Annotated in this window: 16 protein-coding genes; 1 reads left to right on the top strand and 15 read right to left on the bottom strand. The window is 71.6% G+C overall.

Features of this window, described 5'->3' with window-relative positions; translation table 11 throughout:
* Positions 1-4: 4 nt before the first annotated feature.
* The 15 genes from AC1DIW_RS19690 to mraZ all read right to left on the bottom strand — a co-directional run bounded on the left by AC1DIW_RS19690 (position 5) and on the right by mraZ (position 17,963).
* Positions 5-733 carry a YggS family pyridoxal phosphate-dependent enzyme gene (locus tag AC1DIW_RS19690; RefSeq protein ID WP_478110312.1) on the bottom strand — a complete coding sequence of 243 codons (729 nt, stop codon included), beginning with the start codon at positions 731-733 and terminating at the stop codon, positions 5-7.
* Positions 730-1,485, bottom strand: coding sequence for a purine nucleoside phosphorylase YfiH/LACC1 family protein (locus AC1DIW_RS19695; RefSeq protein WP_478110313.1), 756 nt, complete (start codon positions 1,483-1,485; stop codon positions 730-732). The genes AC1DIW_RS19690 and AC1DIW_RS19695 overlap by 4 nt, the downstream gene beginning before the upstream one ends.
* A gap of 19 nt (positions 1,486-1,504) precedes the next feature.
* Positions 1,505-2,770 (bottom strand): cell division protein FtsZ, encoded by a 1,266-nt coding sequence (ftsZ, locus tag AC1DIW_RS19700; RefSeq protein WP_478110314.1) that lies wholly within the window; start codon positions 2,768-2,770, stop codon positions 1,505-1,507.
* Between the two features lie 341 nt (positions 2,771-3,111).
* The gene (locus AC1DIW_RS19705) at positions 3,112-3,885 is read right to left on the bottom strand and encodes a cell division protein FtsQ/DivIB (RefSeq protein WP_442279925.1); all 774 of its coding nucleotides are present in this window, start codon (positions 3,883-3,885) and stop codon (positions 3,112-3,114) included.
* Positions 3,885-5,360 (bottom strand): UDP-N-acetylmuramate--L-alanine ligase, encoded by a 1,476-nt coding sequence (gene murC, locus AC1DIW_RS19710; protein ID WP_478110316.1) that lies wholly within the window; start codon positions 5,358-5,360, stop codon positions 3,885-3,887. The genes AC1DIW_RS19705 and murC overlap by 1 nt, the downstream gene beginning before the upstream one ends.
* Entirely contained in the window at positions 5,357-6,469 is a 1,113-nt protein-coding gene (gene murG, locus AC1DIW_RS19715) for an undecaprenyldiphospho-muramoylpentapeptide beta-N-acetylglucosaminyltransferase (protein ID WP_478110317.1), read from the bottom strand. The genes murC and murG overlap by 4 nt, the downstream gene beginning before the upstream one ends.
* Positions 6,466-7,746, bottom strand: coding sequence for a putative lipid II flippase FtsW (ftsW, locus tag AC1DIW_RS19720; RefSeq protein ID WP_478110319.1), 1,281 nt, complete (start codon positions 7,744-7,746; stop codon positions 6,466-6,468). Before ftsW ends, murG begins: the two co-directional genes overlap by 4 nt.
* Positions 7,743-9,251: a UDP-N-acetylmuramoyl-L-alanine--D-glutamate ligase gene (gene murD / locus AC1DIW_RS19725; RefSeq protein WP_442279868.1), complete on the bottom strand. Its 1,509-nt coding sequence runs from the start codon at positions 9,249-9,251 to the stop codon at positions 7,743-7,745. Before murD ends, ftsW begins: the two co-directional genes overlap by 4 nt.
* Positions 9,230-10,315: a phospho-N-acetylmuramoyl-pentapeptide-transferase gene (gene mraY, locus AC1DIW_RS19730; protein ID WP_442279869.1), complete on the bottom strand. Its 1,086-nt coding sequence runs from the start codon at positions 10,313-10,315 to the stop codon at positions 9,230-9,232. Before mraY ends, murD begins: the two co-directional genes overlap by 22 nt.
* On the bottom strand, positions 10,312-11,733 hold the full coding sequence (locus AC1DIW_RS19735) for a UDP-N-acetylmuramoyl-tripeptide--D-alanyl-D-alanine ligase (RefSeq protein WP_478110321.1): 1,422 nt from the start codon (positions 11,731-11,733) through the stop codon (positions 10,312-10,314). Before AC1DIW_RS19735 ends, mraY begins: the two co-directional genes overlap by 4 nt.
* A complete protein-coding gene (locus AC1DIW_RS19740; RefSeq protein WP_478110323.1) occupies positions 11,730-13,349 on the bottom strand; it encodes a UDP-N-acetylmuramoyl-L-alanyl-D-glutamate--2,6-diaminopimelate ligase in 1,620 nt (539 codons plus the stop codon). Before AC1DIW_RS19740 ends, AC1DIW_RS19735 begins: the two co-directional genes overlap by 4 nt.
* An 11-nt stretch (positions 13,350-13,360) precedes the next feature.
* Positions 13,361-15,148 (bottom strand): peptidoglycan D,D-transpeptidase FtsI family protein, encoded by a 1,788-nt coding sequence (locus AC1DIW_RS19745; RefSeq protein ID WP_478110325.1) that lies wholly within the window; start codon positions 15,146-15,148, stop codon positions 13,361-13,363.
* A 478-nt stretch (positions 15,149-15,626) separates the two neighbouring features.
* The gene (gene ftsL, locus AC1DIW_RS19750; protein ID WP_478110327.1) at positions 15,627-16,307 is read right to left on the bottom strand and encodes a cell division protein FtsL; all 681 of its coding nucleotides are present in this window, start codon (positions 16,305-16,307) and stop codon (positions 15,627-15,629) included.
* Positions 16,304-17,341, bottom strand: a complete 1,038-nt coding sequence (rsmH, locus tag AC1DIW_RS19755; protein WP_478110329.1) for a 16S rRNA (cytosine(1402)-N(4))-methyltransferase RsmH — start codon at positions 17,339-17,341, stop codon at positions 16,304-16,306. Before rsmH ends, ftsL begins: the two co-directional genes overlap by 4 nt.
* Positions 17,342-17,531: 190 nt before the next feature.
* Entirely contained in the window at positions 17,532-17,963 is a 432-nt protein-coding gene (gene mraZ / locus AC1DIW_RS19760; RefSeq protein WP_442279875.1) for a division/cell wall cluster transcriptional repressor MraZ, read from the bottom strand.
* Between the two features lie 450 nt (positions 17,964-18,413).
* Between mraZ and AC1DIW_RS19765 the strand changes: the two genes are divergently transcribed.
* Positions 18,414-19,436 carry an AAA family ATPase gene (locus AC1DIW_RS19765; protein WP_478110331.1) on the top strand — a complete coding sequence of 341 codons (1,023 nt, stop codon included), beginning with the start codon at positions 18,414-18,416 and terminating at the stop codon, positions 19,434-19,436.
* The last annotated feature ends 14 nt before the right edge of the window (positions 19,437-19,450 follow it).

The raw sequence follows: 19,450 nt of genomic DNA on the forward strand, positions 1-19,450 counted from the left end.
GACGTTACAGAACTGACGGGCGCGAACCGAGGATTGCCGTCCCGACACGCAGGTGTGTCGCGCCGTGGCGCAAAGCCGCCTCGAGGTCGGCGCTCATGCCGGCGGAGATCCAGTCCGCCCGCGGGTGCCGAGCACGTATGCCGTCCGCGATGTCGTGCAGGCGGGCGAAAGCCTCGTCGGGGTCGGCGCCGAGCGGTGCGACGGCCATGACGCCGCGCAGCTCGAGGGCCCCCGCGGCCGCAACGGCGTCCGCGAGGGTGTCGGCGTCGTGCGAGAGCGCGCCGCCGCGTGAGGTCGCGCCATCGAGGCTCACCTGGACGAGCACCTCCAGGCGCCGCTCCGCGGCGTGCGCGCCCTTGGCAAGGGGGGACACGAGCTTGGCTCGATCGACGGACTCGACGACATCGGCGTAGCCGGCGACGTGGGCGGCCTTGTTGCTCTGGAGCTGCCCGATGAAGTGCAGTGTGAGGTCATCCCCGCCGGCCTCCGAGAGCGCGCGCCGCACCTCGCGGAACTTCTCGCTCGCCTCCTGGTCGCGGTTCTCGCCGAAGTGGCGGACTCCCAGCTGGTGGAGGAGGAGGACGTCGGAGGCCGGGAAGTACTTCGTGACGACGACAAGGGTCACGTCCTCGGAGTCGCGGCCCGCCTCCTCACAGCCGCGGGCGATGCGGTCGTGGACGCCTGCGAGGTTGTCACGCAACTGTTCCAGTCGCGGTTGCGCGCCAGCCGTCATGCGGAGACCGCGCGCCGCACGGCCACGCCCGCGAAGCGGCCGGTCCGGCCGTCTCGCCGGTAGGAGTAGAGGTCACCGCTCTCCCGCGTGCAGCCCGGGACCCATTGCACCGCAACGTCGGCCGCGGCCAGCTGTTCGACCACTCCGGCGGCGACGTCGATCGCGGGAGTCCCGGTCCACGAGCGCGCCGCAGACGCCGGCGCCGTCTGCGCCGCGGCGCGGGCCATGGCGGCCGGGACCTCGTAGCAGCGCCCGCAGACCGACGGCCCCACCGTCGCGGACAGGGAGGTCGCACCCAGGTCGCGCATCGCGGTCACGGCGCGCCCGACGATGCCACCCACCATGCCGGGGCGACCCGCGTGGACGGCGCCGACCACCCCGGCCCGGACGTCGTGCAGCAGGACGGGGACGCAGTCGGCCACCAGCACGGCGAGAGCAAGGTCCGTGGCACGAGTGACGATCCCGTCGACAGCCGGCGCCTCACCGTCCCACGGTGCGTCGACCTCGGCGATGTCGCTGCCGTGCACCTGGTTCATGAAGACGAGCCGCTCGCGCGCAAGGTCGACCTCGTGCGCCAGGGCCTCACGGTTGGCCTCGACGTCAGCGACAGCGTCACCGACGTGGCCGCCGAGGTTCAGGCCGGCATACGCCCCGCCGCCGCGACCAGCCGACCGGCCGGTGAAGGCCATCTCGACGGCGTCGGCGGGGCGGTCGTCCTGATCCGTCTCGACGGTCGTGCGCCAGTAGAACACGAGCCGACCCTACGACGGCCTACTTGAGGAAGTCAGGGACGTCGAGGTCGTCGCCCTCGTCGAAGGTCACCTGGCGGGGCGGCTGCTGCACCGGCGGCGCTGCCGAGACCGGAGCGTGGTGCTGCGGCTGCTGCTGGGCGGCCTGCTGGGTGGACTGCTGCGTGGGCAGCTGGTGCGCCGGCTGCTGAGCCTGCTGGGAGACGGGCTGCGCAGCACCGTTGGAGTGGGCCGGCTGCGGCTGCTGGGGCGCCGGCGAGGCCGCCCGCTGCTGCTGGGCCTGCTGCGGGCGTCCCATGACCTGTCCGAGCGCACGGTCGTCGTGACGCTGGGTGGGACCGCCGCTGTCGAACCCGGCCGCGATGACCGTGACGCGGACCTCGTCGCCGAGCGCGTCGTCGATGACCGCCCCGAAGATGATGTTGGCCTCGGGGTGCGCGGCCTCCTGGACGAGACGCGCCGCCTCGTTGATCTCGAAGAGACCGAGGTCGGATCCACCCTGGATCGACAGGAGCACGCCGTGGGCACCGTCGATGGATGCCTCGAGCAGCGGGCTGCTGATGGCCAGCTCGGCGGCCTGGACGGCACGGTCCTCGCCGCGGGCGGAGCCGATGCCCATGAGGGCCGAGCCGGCGCCCTGCATGACCGACTTGACGTCGGCGAAGTCGAGGTTGATCAGGCCCGGCGTCGTGATGAGGTCGGTGATGCCCTGGACACCGGAGAGCAGGACCTGGTCGGCCGAGCGGAAGGCGTCCATCATCGAGACGTTGCGGTCGCTGATCGAGAGCAGCCGGTCGTTGGGGATGACGATCAGGGTGTCGACCTCCTCACGGAGGCTCCCGATTCCCGACTCGGCCTGGTTGGCTCGGCGGCGGCCCTCGAAGGTGAACGGACGCGTGACGACACCGATGGTCAGGGCGCCGAGCTGACGGGCGATGCGTGCCACGACGGGCGCGCCACCGGTTCCGGTGCCACCACCCTCGCCAGCGGTGACGAAGACCATGTCGGCCCCCTTGAGGACCTCCTCGATCTCCTCCGCGTGGTCCTCGGCCGCCTTCTTGCCGACCTCCGGGTCGGCGCCTGCGCCGAGGCCCCGGGTGAGCTCGCGGCCGACGTCGAGCTTGACGTCGGCGTCACTCATGAGCAGCGCCTGGGCGTCTGTGTTGATGGCGATGAACTCGACGCCCTTGAGGCCGACCTCGATCATGCGATTGATGGCATTGACGCCGCCGCCGCCGATGCCGACGACCTTGATGACGGCCAAGTAGTTCTGCGGTGCTGCTGCCACGAGAGTGGGCCTTCCTGACTGGTGATGCCGTGCTGCCGGGTGGTCTGGGGATGGGACGTGCGTGGTGGGTCCGGTTCGACTGGAGCCTTTTACCCCTCAACCCTCAACGTGAAGATAAAGGTTACGGTTTGGTCACGAACTGGTGCCCCGACGGTATGACGAGCCACAGGGTCGTTCAACCCACGGGACGGCGTGTCGCCGCGGGGATTCCCCCAATTCCAGGAACGGGGCCCCACGCGTCACACCAGCACCACCGGACACGACGTCCGGACCACCGGGGACCACTCTCCCACGCGCCGGCCCGCGCCCGAGAATCCGGGTCCCGGCCCGACTGCGACGGGTCAGCGCGTCACGGGTGACGACGGGACGCTGACATCGATCGTCGACCCCGGCTCCCCCATCAGGATCTTCACGAGCTGCGCCTTGCGCTTACCGTCGCCGGCGCCGCCCCAGACGACGGTCTTGGGTGCGCCCCCCTTCGCCGTGACGGTGAAGGAGACCTGGTCGGCGGTCGACACGGACACCCCGGAGACGTCGGCCCGCAGCGACGGCTCGAGCGACCCGAGGGCCCCCAGCGCCGCGTCCACACCCGCCTTGGTCACCTGGGCGGCTCCCGAGCTGACGAGCGGCACGTCCGCTGGTGCGCTGCCGACGGTCCGGAAGGTGAATCCGTCGCGATCCACGACGTCAACCTCACCTCGAGGGTTGCGCACCGCGAGCACCGCGACGCGCGGGGTGACCGTGATGACGACGGTGTCGGGAAGGCTCCGGCTCACCGCGACGCTGCTCCAGGCCCGGTCCGCGAGCAGCCGCGCGGTGACGGCGTCGGTGTCGACCCGCATGAGCGGTCCACCGAGGGGCACCTTGGCCACGGTGCGCACCCGAACCGACGCGGGGGCACCGACCCCGTGGACCTCGACCTTCGAGGCCGTCAGGACACCGCTGAACCATCCGAGCCAGGCGACGAGGCCTCCGAGGAGCAGCACGGCCACGAGGACGCCGGCGACCAGGCGGGGCCGCCGCCGTGCTGCCGCAGCACGGCGCTCGAAGCGCGTGCGTGCGGAGGCGAGTCCGGTGCCAGCGACACGGCGGCGGGACGAGCCGCGCTCGAGCATCACGGCGACCCACCACCGAGGACCCGCAGCACCTCCGGGCCGACCATCGTCACGTCGCCCGCGCCGACCGTCAGCACGAGGTCACCGGGTCGGGCGAGGGCCGCCACCGTCGCGGCGACGGCCGACCACGAGGGCACGTAGTGGACGTCCACCTCTGGCCGGGCGACTGTGACCGCGTCGGCGACGAGCCGGCCGGACACCCCTGGCAGGGGGTCTTCCCGGGCGGCGTAGACGTCCATGACCACCACGACGTCCGCGGGTGCGAGACCCGTCCCCAGCTCGGCGGCGAAGTCACGCGTCCGACTGTAGAGATGCGGTTGGAAGACGACGACGAGGCGCCCGCTGTCCCCGACGAGGTCCTTGGCGGTCTCGACGACCGCAGCGACCTTGCCGGCGTTGTGGGCGTAGTCGTCGACGACGACGACTCCCCCCGCTTCGCCCTTCGGCTCGAACCGTCGTCGCGTGCCGGTGAAGGACGCCAGGCCGGCGATGACGCGGTCGGGATCCTGGCCGAGTCCGTGGACGGCCGCGGCATAGGCGGCCGCGGCGTTGAGCGCGTTGTGGCGACCGGGGACGCCGAGCGTCATCCGGCGCTCGACGCCCGCGTCGCGCAGGGTGGCCGAGGAGGTGACGCCGTCCTGACGGTGGTCGTCCAGCACGACGTCGGACGACGGGTCGAAGCCATAGGTGAGCACACGCGTGCCGGCTGCCCGGGCTCGCTGCGCCAGTGCCACGGCGCCGGCGTCGTCCGCGCACGTGACGAGCAGCCCACCCGGGCGGATCGTGGCGACGAACGCGTCGTAGGCAGCCTGCACAACCTTGAAGTTCGAGTAGAAGTCGAGGTGATCTGGCTGGACGTTCGTGACGATCGCGACCTCGGGGCCGTAGACCACGAACGATCCGTCGCTCTCGTCGGCCTCCACGACGAAGATGTCGTCGGCGCCGTCGTGGGCATTCGTGCCGTGCTTGGCCAGCTCGCCGCCGACCGCGAAGGACGGGTCGAGGCCGCAGCCCTGCAGCGCCACGGTGAGCATCGACGTCGTCGTCGTCTTGCCGTTGGCTCCCGCCACGGCGACCGGCCGCCGGCCCTGCATGAGTGCCGCGAGGCCCTGGGCCCGGTGGAGCACCGGCACTCCCCGCTCGCGGGCGGCGACGAGCTCCACGTTGTCGTCACGGATCGAGCTGCTCATGACGATGGCGTCGGCTCGCTGCTGGTGTGCCTCGTGGAACCCGACCCAGACGCCGGCGCCCTCGCTCTCGAGGGCCTTGAGGACGGGCACGTCCTTGGCGTCGCTACCGGTGACCTGGATGCCGCGGGCCAGCATGATGCGTGCCACGCCCGACATCCCGGCCCCCCCGATGGCGAGGAAGTGCACGCGGCCCAGCTCGGCGGCACTCGGCACGGGCGCCCGGAAGTCGAAGCGCGCCGCGGCGAACGGGTCGTCGACGGTGGGGGTGCGCGGTGTCTCGTTCACAGACTCTTCCTGCCTCGTGCTGCTTCGTCGACCAGGTCGGCCAGGGCCTCGTCGGCGGCCGGCTCACCGAGCGCACGGGCGGCAGCAGCCATGGCGCCGAGACGCGCGGTGTCCGCCGCCAGGGGCAGCAGCTGGGCATCGACCCAGTCAGGCGTGAAGGCCGCGTCGTCGACGAGGAGACCGCCTCCGGCCGCGACGACCTCGGAGGCGTTGAGCCGCTGCTCACCGTTGCCGACGGGGAGCGGGACGTACACGGCAGGAAGACCCACGGCCGTCAGCTCGCAGACCGTGTTGGCGCCCGCGCGGGCGACGACGAGGTCGGACGCGGCATACGCCAGCTCCATGCGGTCGGCGTAGGGGACGACGACGTACGGCGCCCCGCCGGCGGGCGTCTCGACCGGGAACTCCTTGCCGAGGCCGGTCACGTGGAGCACCTGTACCCCGGCCCGGCTCAAGGCCTCGACGCGCGCCCGCAGGGTGTCGTTGAGGCGTTGGGCTCCGAGGGAGCCGCCGGTGACGAGCAGCGTCGGCCGCGAGAGCTCGAGCCCGAAGTGCGCCAGAGCTTCGTCCCGACGCGCGGCCCGGTCCAGGGTGGCAACCTCGTGCCGCAGCGGCATCCCGATGCGCCGGGCTCCTCGCAGCGACGTGCTCGCGAACGTCGTCGCGACCGCCGTGGCCCAGCGGGACCCGAGGCGATTGGCGAGGCCGGCCGTCGTGTTCTGCTCGTGGATGACGATCGGCACGCGGCGGCGCCGGGCGGCGAGGTAGGCGGGCGTGCTGACGTAGCCACCGAAGCCGACGACCACCTCGGCGCCCGACTCGTCGATGGCGGCGCCGGCGGCGTCGACCGCGGCCTTGAGCCGACCCGGCAGGCGCAGCAGGTCCAGGCTCGGACGCCGCGGAAGGGGCACCTTCGGCACGAACCTCAGGTCATAGCCACGCGCCGGCACCAGGCGCGCCTCCAGCCCCTCCTTCGTGCCGAGCGCCGTCACCCGGAGGTCGGGGTGACGTCGACGCAGGGCGTCGGCGAGGGCCAGCAGTGGGGACACATGACCGGCACTGCCTCCCCCGGCGAGCAGGACGGAGGTGGGCGAGGACAGCGGGATCACCGGCTTCTACGACGTTGCGGGACGGATCGGACGCGGGACGGCAGCACCGCGAGGGAACGACGGACGAGGTTCGGGCGGGCGTCGAGCAGCGCCCTGCAACCGGGTTCGTTGCGCGCGAAGGACAGCAGGATGCCGAGGCCGACCAAGGTCGTGACGAGGGACGATCCTCCGGCCGAGACGAGCGGAAGCGGCACCCCGATGACGGGGAAGAGACCGATGACCGCGCCGATGTTGATGATGGCCTGCCCGAGCAGCCACGTCATGATGCCGGCGCCGGCGACACGGACGAAGCGGTCCTGGGTGCGGCTGACGAGTCGGAAGCAGGCCCACGCGAGGATGCCGAAGAGCACCAGGATCATCAGGGTGCCGGGCAGGCCGAGCTCCTCACCGATGATGGCGAAGATGAAGTCGTTGTGGGCCTCGGAGAGCCAGGCCCACTTCTCCTTGGAGGCGCCGAGCCCGACGCCCCACCAGCCGCCGTCGGCCAGCGCGTAGAGGCCGTGCACCGACTGCCCGCACCACCCGTCGGGGTTGGTGTTGCACGTCGGGTCGAGGAAGTCCGTGATGCGGCTCGTGCGGTTGCTGCTGCCCGTCACGAGCAGGCCGACCCCGACGGCGGCCAGCGCGCCTCCCGCGGCGAAGACACGCATGGGAGCGCCGGCGACCAGCAGGACCGCGGCGATGATGACGATCACGACCATGGCCGTGCCGAGGTCTTTCCCCGCAAGGATCAGGCCGACGACGAAGGCGCTGATCGGCACGAGGAAGGGCAGGGCGACGTGCACGACACTCGTGATGCGCGCCGACTTGTTGGCGAAGACCACTGCCCCGACCAGGATGAGTCCCAGTTTCGCGAACTCCGACGGCTGGAACTGGATCGGCCCGATCGCGAGCCAGTTCTGGTTGCCGTTGACGCTGCGACCGAACGGGATGACGGCCGCGAGCAGCAGGATCGACAGGGCGACCATCGGGAAGGCGAGGCGCTTCCACCACCGCACGTCCAGGCGACTGGCGAAACCGGCCGCGACCGCGCCGACGACGGCGAAGAGGAGCTGGCGGAGGAAGACCGTGTAGGACGCCTCGTCGGCGAGGAGCGCCTCGACGCTGGAGGCCGAGAACACCATGATCAGGCCGAAGACGACGAGCGTCGAGGTGGCCCCGAGGATGAGGTAGTAGGTCGTCAGCGGCGACTCGAGCTTGCCGATGACGGGAAGGGACCGGGACCCCGCCCCGGTGCTCGACGTCCCCGCCTTGTCGCCAGCGGTCGTCGTGCTCACTCCAGCCCCCCGTGTGCCTCCAGATGCCGCCGGACCGCCTCCTCGAAGGCGTCTCCGCGTGCTCCGTAGTTCGTGAACATGTCCATGGACGCGGCAGCGGGCGCCAGCAGCACGACGTCGCCCGGCTGGGCGAGACGCGCGGCCTCCCTGACGACTCGGTCCATGACTCCAGTGTCCGTCTCGGACAGGTCCACGACCGGGACATCCGGCGCGTGTCGGGAAAGGGCCTGGGCGATCTGGTCGCGGTCGGCCCCGATGAGGACGACGCCGCGCAGACGCGAGGCCATCTCCTCGACGAGGCTGTCGACGTCGGCGCCCTTGAGCAGGCCTCCAGCGACCCACACGACCGAGTCGAACGAGCGGATCGCCGCTGCGGCTGCGTGCGGGTTGGTGGCCTTGGAGTCGTTGACGAACCGGACCCCCTTGACCGTCGCGATCTCGGCGATGCGGTGCCGGTCCGGACGGAAGGCGCGCAGGCCGTCCCGGACCGCGAGGGGCCCGACGCCGTACGCGCGGGCCAGGGCCGCGGCCGCGAGCGCGTTGGCGACGTAGTGCGGCGCCACCGACGGCGCGTCGCCCCGCAGGTCGGCCAGGGTGCACAGCTCGGCAGCCGAGCGCTGGCGCTGCTCGATGAACGCGCGGTCGGCGAGCACGTCCTCGACGACGCCGACCATCGACGGCGCCGGGATGCCGGTCGTGAATCCGATGGCCCGGCAGCCCTCGACGACGTTGGCCTCCATGACGAGCTGCTCGGTCTGGATGTCGTCGACGTTGTAGACGCAGGCCAGGTGGGTGTTCTCGTAGATCTTGCCCTTGGCCCTGAGGTACTCGGCGTAGCTGCCGTGCCAGTCGAGGTGGTCGGGCGCGACGTTGAGGACGGCGGAGGCGACGGCCGAGATCGACCGCTGCCAGTGCAGCTGGAAGCTCGAGAGCTCGACGGCGAGGACGTCGTACGGCTCGGGGTGGAGCACCGCCTCGAGGAGCGGGGTGCCGACGTTGCCCGCCGAGGTGGCGCGCAGCCCCGCGTGGCGCAGGATCGAGGCGAGCATGTTGACGGTCGTCGTCTTGCCGTTCGTGCCGGTGACGGTGAGCCACGGGGCGGCACCCTCGCGGGCCCGCATGCGCCAGGCGAGCTCGACCTCTCCCCACACGGGTATGCCGGCCGTCGCCGCTGCGAGCATGAGCGGGTCGTGCGGCGGGACCCCGGGAGAGGTGACGACGAGCTCGGTCCCCGCCGGGGGTTCGACCACGTGCTCCGGACCGAGACGGACGTCGACGTCGAGGATCTCGAGGATCGTCGCGCGCTCGCGGATCGCCTCGGTCTCGTCGCGGGAGACCGCGACGACGTGCGCGCCGCGGTCGGCCAGGGCGTCGGCGGCCGCGAAGCCGGACACGCCGAGGCCGACGACGAGGACGTGGATGCCCGACCAGTCCGCGTCGCGGTGGGTCAGCCCCTCGCGGGGTTCGTAGAGCGGGTCGAAGCTCACTGGGACCCCACCACCCATTCCGCGTAGAAGACACCGAGGCCGAAGGCGGCGAAGAGTCCGGCGATGATCCAGAAGCGGACCACGACCGTCACCTCGTTCCACCCGACCATCTCGAAGTGGTGGTGGAGCGGCGCCATCCTCAGCACCCGTCTGCCCGTGGTCTTGAACGAGGCGACCTGCGCGACGACAGACAGCGTCTCGAGGACGAACATCCCGCCGAGGATGATGAGGAGGAGCTCGGTGTGGGTGGTGATCGCGAGACCCGCCAGGGCGCCACCGAGCGCGAGCGAGCCGGTGTCGCCCATGAAGATCTTGGCCGGCGTGGCGTTCCACCAGAGGAACCCGAAGCAGGCACCCATCCCGGCCGCCGCGACGAGAGCGAGGTCGTGCGAGTCGCGCACCTCGTAGCACTTGATCCCCGGGTTGGTCTGGCAGTTCTGGTTGTACGTCCAGATGCTGATGAGGACGTACGCGCCGAAGACCATCGTGGAGACACCGGTCGCGAGCCCGTCTAGACCGTCGGTGAGGTTCACCCCGTTCGACGCGCCGGCGATCATGACGTTGGCGAAGATGACGAAGAGGATCACGCCGACGACGGTGCTGCCCCCGAGGGCGAGGCTGATGTTCGTGTCGCGCACGAACGACACGAGCAGGGACGCGGGCGTGCGGTACTGCTCGTTGGGGAACTGCAGGGCCAGCCCGGCGAAGATGATGCCGACGAGGGCCTGACCGACGAGCTTCTGCTTCGACCGGAGCCCGAGGCTGCGCTGCTTGCTGATCTTGATGAAGTCGTCGAGGAAGCCGACGAAGCCCAGGCCGGCGGCGAGGAAGAGCACGAGGAGCCCGCTCGCCGTCGGGGGGTTGAGCGTGAAGAGGTGCGAGAAGAAGTAGGCACCCAGCATGGCCGCGAGGATGATGGCGCCGCCCATCGTCGGCGTGCCTCGCTTCGTGTGGTGCGAGGTCGGTCCGTCGTCGCGGATGAACTGGCCGTAGCCGCGCTTGACGAGGAACTTGATGAACAGCGGGGTGCCGAACAAGGAGATGAGCAGCGAGAACGACGCTGCCAGCAGGACGCCCTTCACCGAGCGGCCGCCTCTCCGGTGGTGGCGGCGACCGGTGTCGAAGCAAGATCGCCGCCCTCGGACGCGAGCCGGTCGCCGAGCCAGCGCAGCCCGCTGTCCCGGCTCGACTTGAGCAGGACGACGTCGCCCGCGCGCAGTCGCGGCGCGAGCAGGTCGTGGGCCGCGTCGGTGTCGGGCACCCACTGCGAACCGGGGAACGCGTCGGCGAGCGGCCGGGCACCCTCGCCGACGGCCACGACGTGGTCGAAGGCGAGCGACGCGGCATACGACCCGACGGCCGCGTGCTCGGCGTCGCCGTCGGGGCCGAGCTCGAGCATGGAGCCGAGCACCGCCCAGCGCTCCCCCGTCACGCGCATCGCGGCGACGGCGTCGAGCGCTGCACGCATGGACTCGGGGTTCGCGTTGTAGGCGTCGTTGACGACGACCACCCCGTCGGGGCGGTCGGTGATCTCCATGCGCCAGCGGCTCACCGCCACGGCTGCCCCCAGACCCGCGACCACCTGGTCGAGCGACAGACCGAGCTCGAGGGAGGCGGCAGCGACGGCAAGCGAGTTGCCGACGTGGTGGGCGCCGCTCTGCTGCAGCGAGACTCGCGCCGTCCCTTGCGGGCACACGAGGGTGTATGCGGCCCTGCCGCGCTCATCGAGGGAGACGTCCACGGCGCGCACGTCCGCCTCGGGCGCGAGCCCGAAGAGCTGCACCCTGGAGGCGAGGCCCGAGGCCATGGGGGCGACGACGGGGTCGTCGGCGTTGAGGATGGACAGGCCCTCGGCCGGGACGGCACGGGGCAGCTCTGACTTGGCGCGGGCGATGTTCTCGCGAGAGCCGAACTCACCGACATGGGCACTGCCGACGTTGAGCACGATGGCGACCTGGGGAGGCGCGATCCGGGTCAGGTAGTCGATGTGGCCGATGCCGCGGGCGCCCATCTCGGCGACGAGGAAGCGGGTCGTCGGGGTGACGCGGCAGACGGTGAGCGGCACACCGATCTCGCCGTTGAGCGAGTTGACGGGCGCCACGGTCTCGGCGACCGACGACAGCACCGACGCGAGGAGGTCCTTGACGCTCGTCTTGCCCGACGACCCGGTGACGCCCACGATGCGAAGCTCGGGCGCGCGGTCGACGACGGCTCGCGCGACGCGGCCGAAGGCGGTCTGGACGTCGTCGACGAGCACGCACGGGACCCCTTCGACGGGACGCGACGCGAGCGCCGCCACGGCGCCGGCGGAGACCGCCGACGCGACGAAGTCGTGGCCGTCGGCGGTCTCGCCGACCCGCGCGACGTAGAGGCTGCCCGGGCCGCAGTCCCGCGAGTCGGTCGTGACCGGGCCGTCGATGACCACGGTCTCGGGCACCTCGGTGCCGTGGACCACCCCACCTGTGAGATCTCGAATCTCGCTGAGGGACAAGGCGATCACGGCGTCACCCCCGACGAGCTGACGGCTGCGAGGGCGGCGCGCACGGCGTCGCGGTCGTCGAACGGGTGCTTCACTCCGTGGATCTCCTGACCCTTCTCGTGTCCCTTGCCGAGCACCACGACGGTGTCGACAGGGCGGTCCTCCCCCGTGCCGACCACCGCGAGCGCGATGGCCTCGGCGATGGCGCTCGAACGCGGCCCACCGTCGATGATCTCGGTCACCGGCGGCGCGTCGTCGCGGACCGCCTCTCGTGCCCCTGCGATGACCGCCGACCGGATCTCGGCCGGGTCCTCGGAGCGGGGGTTGTCATCCGTGACCACCACGACGTCGGCCTGGCGCGCTGCGGCGGCGCCCATCGCGGGACGCTTGCCGCGGTCCCTGTCGCCCCCGGCGCCGAGGACGGCGATGAGCCGGCCTGCGGTCGAGCCGCGGAGGGCTGCGAGGGCAGCGTCGACGGCGTCGGGCGTGTGGGCGAAGTCGACGACGCACCGCGGTCCCTCGGGACCGCCGGGTGCGACGACCTCCATCCGGCCCGGCACGTCGGGGGCCACAGACATCGCGGCCTCGACCTCGGACGGCGCGAGCCCGATGTGCAGCAGCGCCAGGGCGGCGAGCGCGGTGTTGGCGACGTTGAAGTGGCCCGGCAGGTGCGAGACGAGCCGCAGCGTCCGACCGGTCGCGCGCTCGAGGAGCGTGAACGCACCGGCGCCGCCGGCGTCGCCCTGGGCGGCCGCCGCGGCTACCCAGTCCGCCCCGTCTGCGCCGTCTGCGCCGGCGGACGTCGTGGCGAGCGTGGTCGTCGGCACAGAGGCCTCGGCTGCGAGACGGCGACCCCAGGCGTCGTCGACGCACACGACCGCCGTGCGGGAGCGCTGCGGCGTGAAGAGGGACGCCTTGGCGCCGAAGTAGTCCTCCATCGAGGCGTGGAAGTCGAGGTGGTCCTGGGAGAGGTTGGTGAAGAGGGCCACGTCGTAGACGACGCCGTCGACGCGGTGCAGGGCGAGGGCATGACTCGACACCTCCATGACGCACGCGTCGAGGCCACGGTCGTGCATGAGGCCGAGCAGCGCGTGCAGGTCGGTCGCCTCCGGGGTCGTCCGCACCGACTCGATGCGCTCATCGCCGATCCGCGTCTCGACGGTGCCGATCAGCCCGGTCCGCTGCCCGTGGGCGCGCAGCGCTGACTCGACGAGGTAGGCGGTCGTCGTCTTCCCGTTGGTGCCGGTGATGCCGATCATCGTCAGGCCCTCGGACGGGTGCCCGTAGACCTCGGCCGCGACCGCTCCGAGGACACCGCGGGGGTCGTCGGCCACGAGGACCGGGACGTCCGCTGCCAGCTCCGCCAGCTCCGCCAAGCCGGTGTCGTCGGTGAGGACCGCAACGGCGCCGGCAGCGACGGCGTCCGCGACGAAGCGGGCTCCGTGCACGTTGAAACCGGGCAGGGCGGCGTACACGTCGCCGGGGACCACGGCCCGGCTGTCGAGCGTCACGCCGGTGACCAACAGGTCGCCGGCGTCAGGGCCTGACGTGCGCAGGGGCGATCCGGTCCCGATCCGGGCCGTCAGGTCGCGCAGGAGCACGCCGGACGCGGCGGGTCGAAGGGGGGTAGGTGACACGTCATCCCAACTTACAGGCCATCCCGCTTCGCCCGTGCATCGCTGATGACCGTCGGGTCGTCCGCCGACAGGGGCTTGTCGGCCCACACGTGGTAGTTCAGGGGCGACTTCGGGCTGGGCGGAGCGGCGGTGCGCTCGAGCAGGTAGGACATGACCTGGTTGAAGACGGGTCCGGCCAGGGCGCCGCCGAACATGCCGGCGCTCGGCTTCTGGATGAAGACGGCGACGACGTACTTCGGGGCTTCGGCCGGCGCGAAACCGATGAAGGATGCCGTGAAGCCGTTGTAGCGCTTGAGCTTGTCGTCGTAGCGGTCGGCAGTTCCGGTCTTGCCGGCGACGCGGTAGCCCTTGATGCGGGCCGCGCTGGCGGTGCCGTCCTTGCCGGTGACCTCTTCCATCATGCGCGACACCTTCGTCGCGGTGTCCTCGCTCACGACCCGGAGCGGCGTCGTGGGCGTCGACGGGATCAGCGTCCCGCTGTCGTTGACGGTGCCCTCGACGAGGGACGGCGGCACGCGTACGCCCTTGTTGGCGATGGTCTGGAAGACGCCCGCCTGCTGGATGGCCGTGACGGAGTAGCCCTGCCCGAAGAGGATCGTGTAGCGGCGCGTGGACACCCAGTCCTTCGCACCGGCCAGCAGGCCGGCCGACTCGCCGGGGAAGCCGACGGGCGTCTTCGAGCCGATGCCGAACTTGCGGTAGTAGCCCTCCATGACGGCGGGCGGGACCCGCTCACCGATCATGATGGTGCCCATGTTGGACGACTTGGCGAGCACGCCCGTGGCCGTCATGTTCTCGACGCCGTGCGGCTCGTTGTCCTTGAACGGCGTTCCGGCGCGAGGCAGCCGAGGGGGCACGATGACACCGGTGTCGGGGGTGATGACCTTCTGCTCGAGGGCGGCCGACATCGTCATGAGCTTGCCGGTCGAGCCGGGCTCGAAGGCGTCGTTGAAGGCGTAGTTGCCCAGGGCTGCCTGCTTGGCTGCGGCGAGGTCGTTGGGGTCGAACGTCGGGTAGCTGGCGGCCGCCCGGATCTTCCCGGTGGCCACCTCCATGACGACGGCCGTGCCCGACTCCGCGCCGACCGCGGTGACCTGCTTGGCGAGGGCGTTCTGGGCGTACCACTGCAGGTCGGCGTCGATGGTCAGCTTGACGTCCCGGCCGTTGGCGACCGGGGTGTCGACGCGCTGGGAGCCCGGGATGATGTAGCCGTCGCGGGCCCGCTCGGCGACGCTGACCCCGGGAGTGCCACTCAGCTCCTTGTCGAGCATCTGCTCGATGCCGCCCGCGCCGCTCTGGTCACCCGGCCGGACGAAGCCGACGAGCTGGCCCAGGGCCATCGACGTGGGGTAGATCCGCTGGGCGGTGCGCTCGCCGCTGATGCCGGGAATGCCGAGGGCCCGGATCTCGCGGTAGATCGCCGGGTTGACCTCCTTCTTGATCACGACGTAGCGGGTGCCCGAGCGGGTGAAGAGCGCGGTCAGGTCCGCCGGCGACATCTGGAGCAGGGGTGCGAGGTCGGCCGCGGCACGGGTGACGCCGACCTTGGTCCGCACGCCGTCGACCTTCACGGCGTACTCGGGGATGACCGTCGGGTCGGCCGCGATGGTGAAGCGCTCGACCGAGTCGGCCAGGACCTGGCCGTTCGTGTCGAGGATCTGGCCGCGCATGGCCGGCGTGACGGTCCTCACGGACCGCTTGAAGAGCGCGGCCTGCTGCGTCGCCGACGCGTCGAAGGCCTGGATGCGCAGCAGCTGCCCGGCGAAGATGGTGAAGACGAAGAGGATGGCGACGAACATGACCCGCGCGCGACGGCGCGGGTTGGCTCGCGAGAGCGTGAGCGGACGCCCGGGTCCCCGAGGTCCCCGCGGCCCTCGGGGTCCGACCGGACCCCGGCGAGCGGCGGCCTGCTTCGGCGCCGGTCCCCGCCCCCGCGACGGCGCCGCATTGGTCCGTGCAGAACTGCTCCGTGCAGAACCGGTCCGTGCCGAGCCGGTGCGCGTGTTGGTGCGTGCGCCGGCGCTGCCACCGGTTCGCTCACGCCCACCGCTGCCAGCTGGAGCGGGGCCCCGTCGGGTGGCGCTCGCGCGCGCCGTGGAGTCGGGCTTGGGGCTCGCCGCACGCGCAGGAGCGCCCTGCCGGGCCTGACCTGCCCGGCCGGCGCGAGCCTGTCCTCCTCGGGCCGTGCCCGCGGAGGACTCGCGGCGGGTCTCTCGTGCGGGCGCAGGTCCCCGACCGGTCCGTTGTGGATCGGTCCCTCGGGTCTGCGTCACGAAGTCACCTCACCGTCGTCTGCTGGGCCTGCCCGCCAGGGTTCGACGCGGCGCCGCCCGTGGCCTGCCCCGTCGACGCGCCGGGCGTCGTACCCAGTGTGGGTGCTGCGGGGGTCGCGACGCCGGTACCGGACTCCGTCGGCGTGGCGGCCTGTGCGGGCGCGGCCTGTGCGGGCGCGGACGACGCGGACGACGCGGCCGCCCCCACCTGGGCGGCCGAGGAGAGCACCTTCTTGACCGTGGCCGTGACCGCGGGCGGCGTCGGGCTCGTGACGATCGGGAAGGCGTTGTTCTGCGTCGCCGGCTCGGGCGCACCCGAGACGGTGCCCTTGGACAGGTCGATGTAGCCCCGCGTGTTCATCCGCACCATCCCGATCTCGGCCGCACTGCGGGCGAGCGAGCCGGTCGCCGAGGCCCGGTCGATCTCCTCCTGGAGGTTGCCGGCGGTGTCGCTGAGGCGCGCCGACTCGCGCTGCAGGTCTCCGAGCGCGAGGGAGCCCTGCGCCAGGGCGGTGTTGAGCAGCAGCAGGGCGATGAGGCCCGCGATGAGCAGCCCGATGCACGTCGTGGCGAAGGTGCCCGTGCCGGTGCGGGTGATGCTGCTCGGGATGACCCGTAGTGGTGTCGGGGAGGGCCCGCGCCGCGGCGCGCGGAGCGGCCGGGCCGTGGCGGTCATCTGGCTCATCGGGGGGTTCCCTTCCTGGTCCTGCTGTCGGTGGTGCTGTCCGTGCTGCTGGCGCTGCTGGTGCTGCTGTGGGTGTCGCGAACGCGCTCGGCCACGCGGAGGCGGGCCGAAGCTGCCCGCGGGTTGGCCGTGACCTCCGCGTCGTCCGGCATCTCGGCGCCCCGGGTGACGAGGGAGAGGTATGCCGCGTGCTCGGGGAGCTCGACGGGAAGTCCGGGCGGGGTGCTCGACGTCGCCCCCGCGGCGAACGCGCGTTTCGTGGCGCGGTCCTCGAGGGAGTGGTACGACAGGACCGCGATCCGTCCACCGACGGCGAGGACGTCGATCGCCTCGTCGATGGCGCGGCGCCAGACCTCGAGCTCGTCGTTGACCTCGATGCGCAGGGCCTGGAAGGTCCGCTTGGCCGGGTGGCCGCTCTGGCGCTGCGAGGCGGCCGGAATGACACGGCGCAGCATGTCGACGAGCCGGCCGGACGAGGTGTAGGGCTCGACGGCTCGGTCGTGCACGACGGCCTTGGCGATCTTCCGGGCGAAGCGCTCCTCGCCGTAGTCGCGCAGGATCCGCGTCAGGTCGTCCACGGAGTAGGTGTTGAGGACGTCCGCCGCCGTCTGGCCCGTCGACTGGTCCATCCGCATGTCGAGCGGAGCATCGACGCGGTAGGCGAAGCCGCGGTCCGCCTCGTCGAGCTGGAGGGAGCTGACCCCCAGGTCGAAGAGGATGCCGTCCACGGCAGGCAGGTGGAGGTCGGCGACGACGTCCTTGATCTCGTCGTACACCGCGTGGACGGGTCGGAAACGGTCGCCGAACCGCGCCAGGCGCTCCCCCGCCAGCGCCAGGGCCTCGCGGTCGCGGTCGATGCCGACGACGGTGCTCTCCGGGAACCGCTCCAGCACGCCTTCGGCATGACCACCCATCCCCAGGGTGGCGTCGACGTGGACTGCCCCGGGCTGCTCGAGGGCAGGAGCGAGCAGGTCGAGGATCCGATCGCGCATCACGGGGACGTGTCGTCCCTGCGCCGGTCCTCGGTCGGTCATGCTGCGTCCTTCGTGCTCGGGTGGTGCTGGGGTGGGGCCGGGGCCGTTGGTGGTGCTGCGTCACCTGGGGGCTGGTCCCCATCCGCTACGTCGCCCGGGACGGGGGAAGTCGTCCCGGGAGCGAAGCGGCTGGAGGCCGGCGCTCAGGTGGTGCTGGAGGTGCTGGGTCGTGCTGGGTGGTGCGGGTCGGTCAGAACAGGCCGGGAATGACCTCCTCGGCCGTGTCGGCGAAGCTCTGCTCGGTCTGCTCGAGGTAGGTGTTCCACACCGCGCTGTCCCAGACCTCGAGGCGCGAGCCGGCACCGATGACCGTGACCTCGCGGTCGAGGCCGGCGTACTGGCGCAGGTTGGCGGGGATGGTGAAGCGGCCCTGCTTGTCGGGGATCTCGTCCGAGGCGCCGGAGAGGAAGACGCGCATGTAGTCACGGGCGACCTTGCTCGTCGTGGGGGCCTGACGCATCTGGTCGGCGACCCGGACGAACTCGTCCATGGGGTAGATGAACAGGCTGCGCTCCTGGCCGCGGGTGACGACCAGGCCGCCGGCCATCCGCTCGCGGTACTTCGCAGGCAGGAACAGCCGACCCTTCTCGTCGAGCCGGGGTGTGTGCGTCCCGAGAAACATGGTCCGCCACCTCCCCTTTGTCGACCCTCGAGCGCACCCATTCACTACCTTGATGCACCACGATACTCCACTCTCCTCCACCGTCAATCATGTTTGGGCTATTTGTCGCCGGCGAGTCTCGCGTTTGCGCAGGTCAGCGACGGTGGAGGGAAGTGGAGGGCATCGACCCGGCGAGACGGCATACGCAAGCCCGACTGGGCCGGGGGAACCGGCCCCAACCGTCGTGAACCGCTCCGAACGAACCGAACGACTCCCCCGGACGTCGCAGGTGGAGGAAAGTGGTGCTGAGGCCGCAGGGTCCAGGACCCTGGCTCGCGACGGGTCTCCATCCGGTCACGAGTGAGGCGCCCCTACCGTGAAGAGGGTCCATGGGAGAAGATCACGGAACGGGTGGCTCATCCCGCGACGTGCGGGCGGGCCACGACATGGGGACGACAGACGGAGGACAGTGTGACCACGACGGACACGGGGATCGAGACCACGGCATCCGCCGGCTCACTCGCGGGCGCCAGCGGTGACGGCGCCGACCTCGGCCTCATCCACGAGGTCGCCGAGCGCCTCATCGGGGCGATGACCAGCGTCATCGAGGGCAAGGCAGACGTCGTCCGCACCACCGTGACCGTCCTCTTCGCCGGAGGGCACCTGCTCATCGAGGACGTCCCCGGCGTCGGCAAGACGATGCTCGCCAAGACGCTGGCGCGCTCCATCGACGCCACCGTGCGGCGGATCCAGTTCACTCCGGACCTGCTGCCGAGCGACGTCACCGGCGTCAGCATCTTCAACCAGGACGCCCGCCGCTTCGAGTTCCGGCCGGGCGCCATCTTCGCCAACGTCGTCGTGGGCGACGAGATCAACCGCGCGTCGCCCAAGACGCAGTCGGCGCTGCTCGAGTCCATGGAGGAGCGCCAGGTCACCGTCGACGGGACGACCTACACGCTGCAGGCCCCGTTCATCGTCATGGCCACCCAGAACCCCATCGAGATGGAGGGCACCTACCCTCTGCCCGAGGCCCAGCGGGACCGGTTCATGGCCCGCATCTCGATGGGATACCCCGCGCCGCGTGCGGAGCTCGACCTGCTCGCGACCCATGGCTCGAGCTCGCCGCTCGACGCCCTGACCCCCGTCACCGATGCGGAGACCATCAACCGGGTCGTGCAGTCGGTCAGCCGAGTCCACGCCAGCCCGGCGGTGGGCCAGTACATCGTCGACCTCGTGACGCGGTCGCGGGCGACCCCGGCGCTGCGTCTCGGAGCCTCTCCCCGGGCGGCCCTGCACCTGCTCCGGGCGTCGAGAGCCTACGCCGCGCTCGAGGGTCGCGACCACGTGATCCCGGACGACGTGCAGATGCTGGCCGGGCCCGTCCTCGCGCACCGTCTCATGCCGTCGAGCGAGACCCAGCTCGCCCGGCGCACCACCGCTGAGGTGGTCACCGACCTGCTGCACCAGGTGCCGGTGCCGCCCGCAGCCCGCTGAGCGGCGGCGCGTCC

The organism is Terrabacter sp. 01T434, assembly GCF_056398545.1.

Coding starts and splice junctions, on each gene's coding strand:
- rsmH (WP_478110329.1), bottom strand. CDS start 17,341: ATGACCGACCGAGGACCGGCGCAGGGACGACACGTCCCCGTGATGCGC.
- AC1DIW_RS19745 (WP_478110325.1), bottom strand. CDS start 15,148: ATGTTCGTCGCCATCCTCTTCGTCTTCACCATCTTCGCCGGGCAGCTG.
- murD (WP_442279868.1), bottom strand. CDS start 9,251: ATGGGTGGTGGGGTCCCAGTGAGCTTCGACCCGCTCTACGAACCCCGC.
- AC1DIW_RS19705 (WP_442279925.1), bottom strand. CDS start 3,885: ATGCTCGAGCGCGGCTCGTCCCGCCGCCGTGTCGCTGGCACCGGACTC.
- AC1DIW_RS19690 (WP_478110312.1), bottom strand. CDS start 733: ATGACGGCTGGCGCGCAACCGCGACTGGAACAGTTGCGTGACAACCTC.
- ftsL (WP_478110327.1), bottom strand. CDS start 16,307: ATGAGCCAGATGACCGCCACGGCCCGGCCGCTCCGCGCGCCGCGGCGC.
- mraZ (WP_442279875.1), bottom strand. CDS start 17,963: ATGTTTCTCGGGACGCACACACCCCGGCTCGACGAGAAGGGTCGGCTG.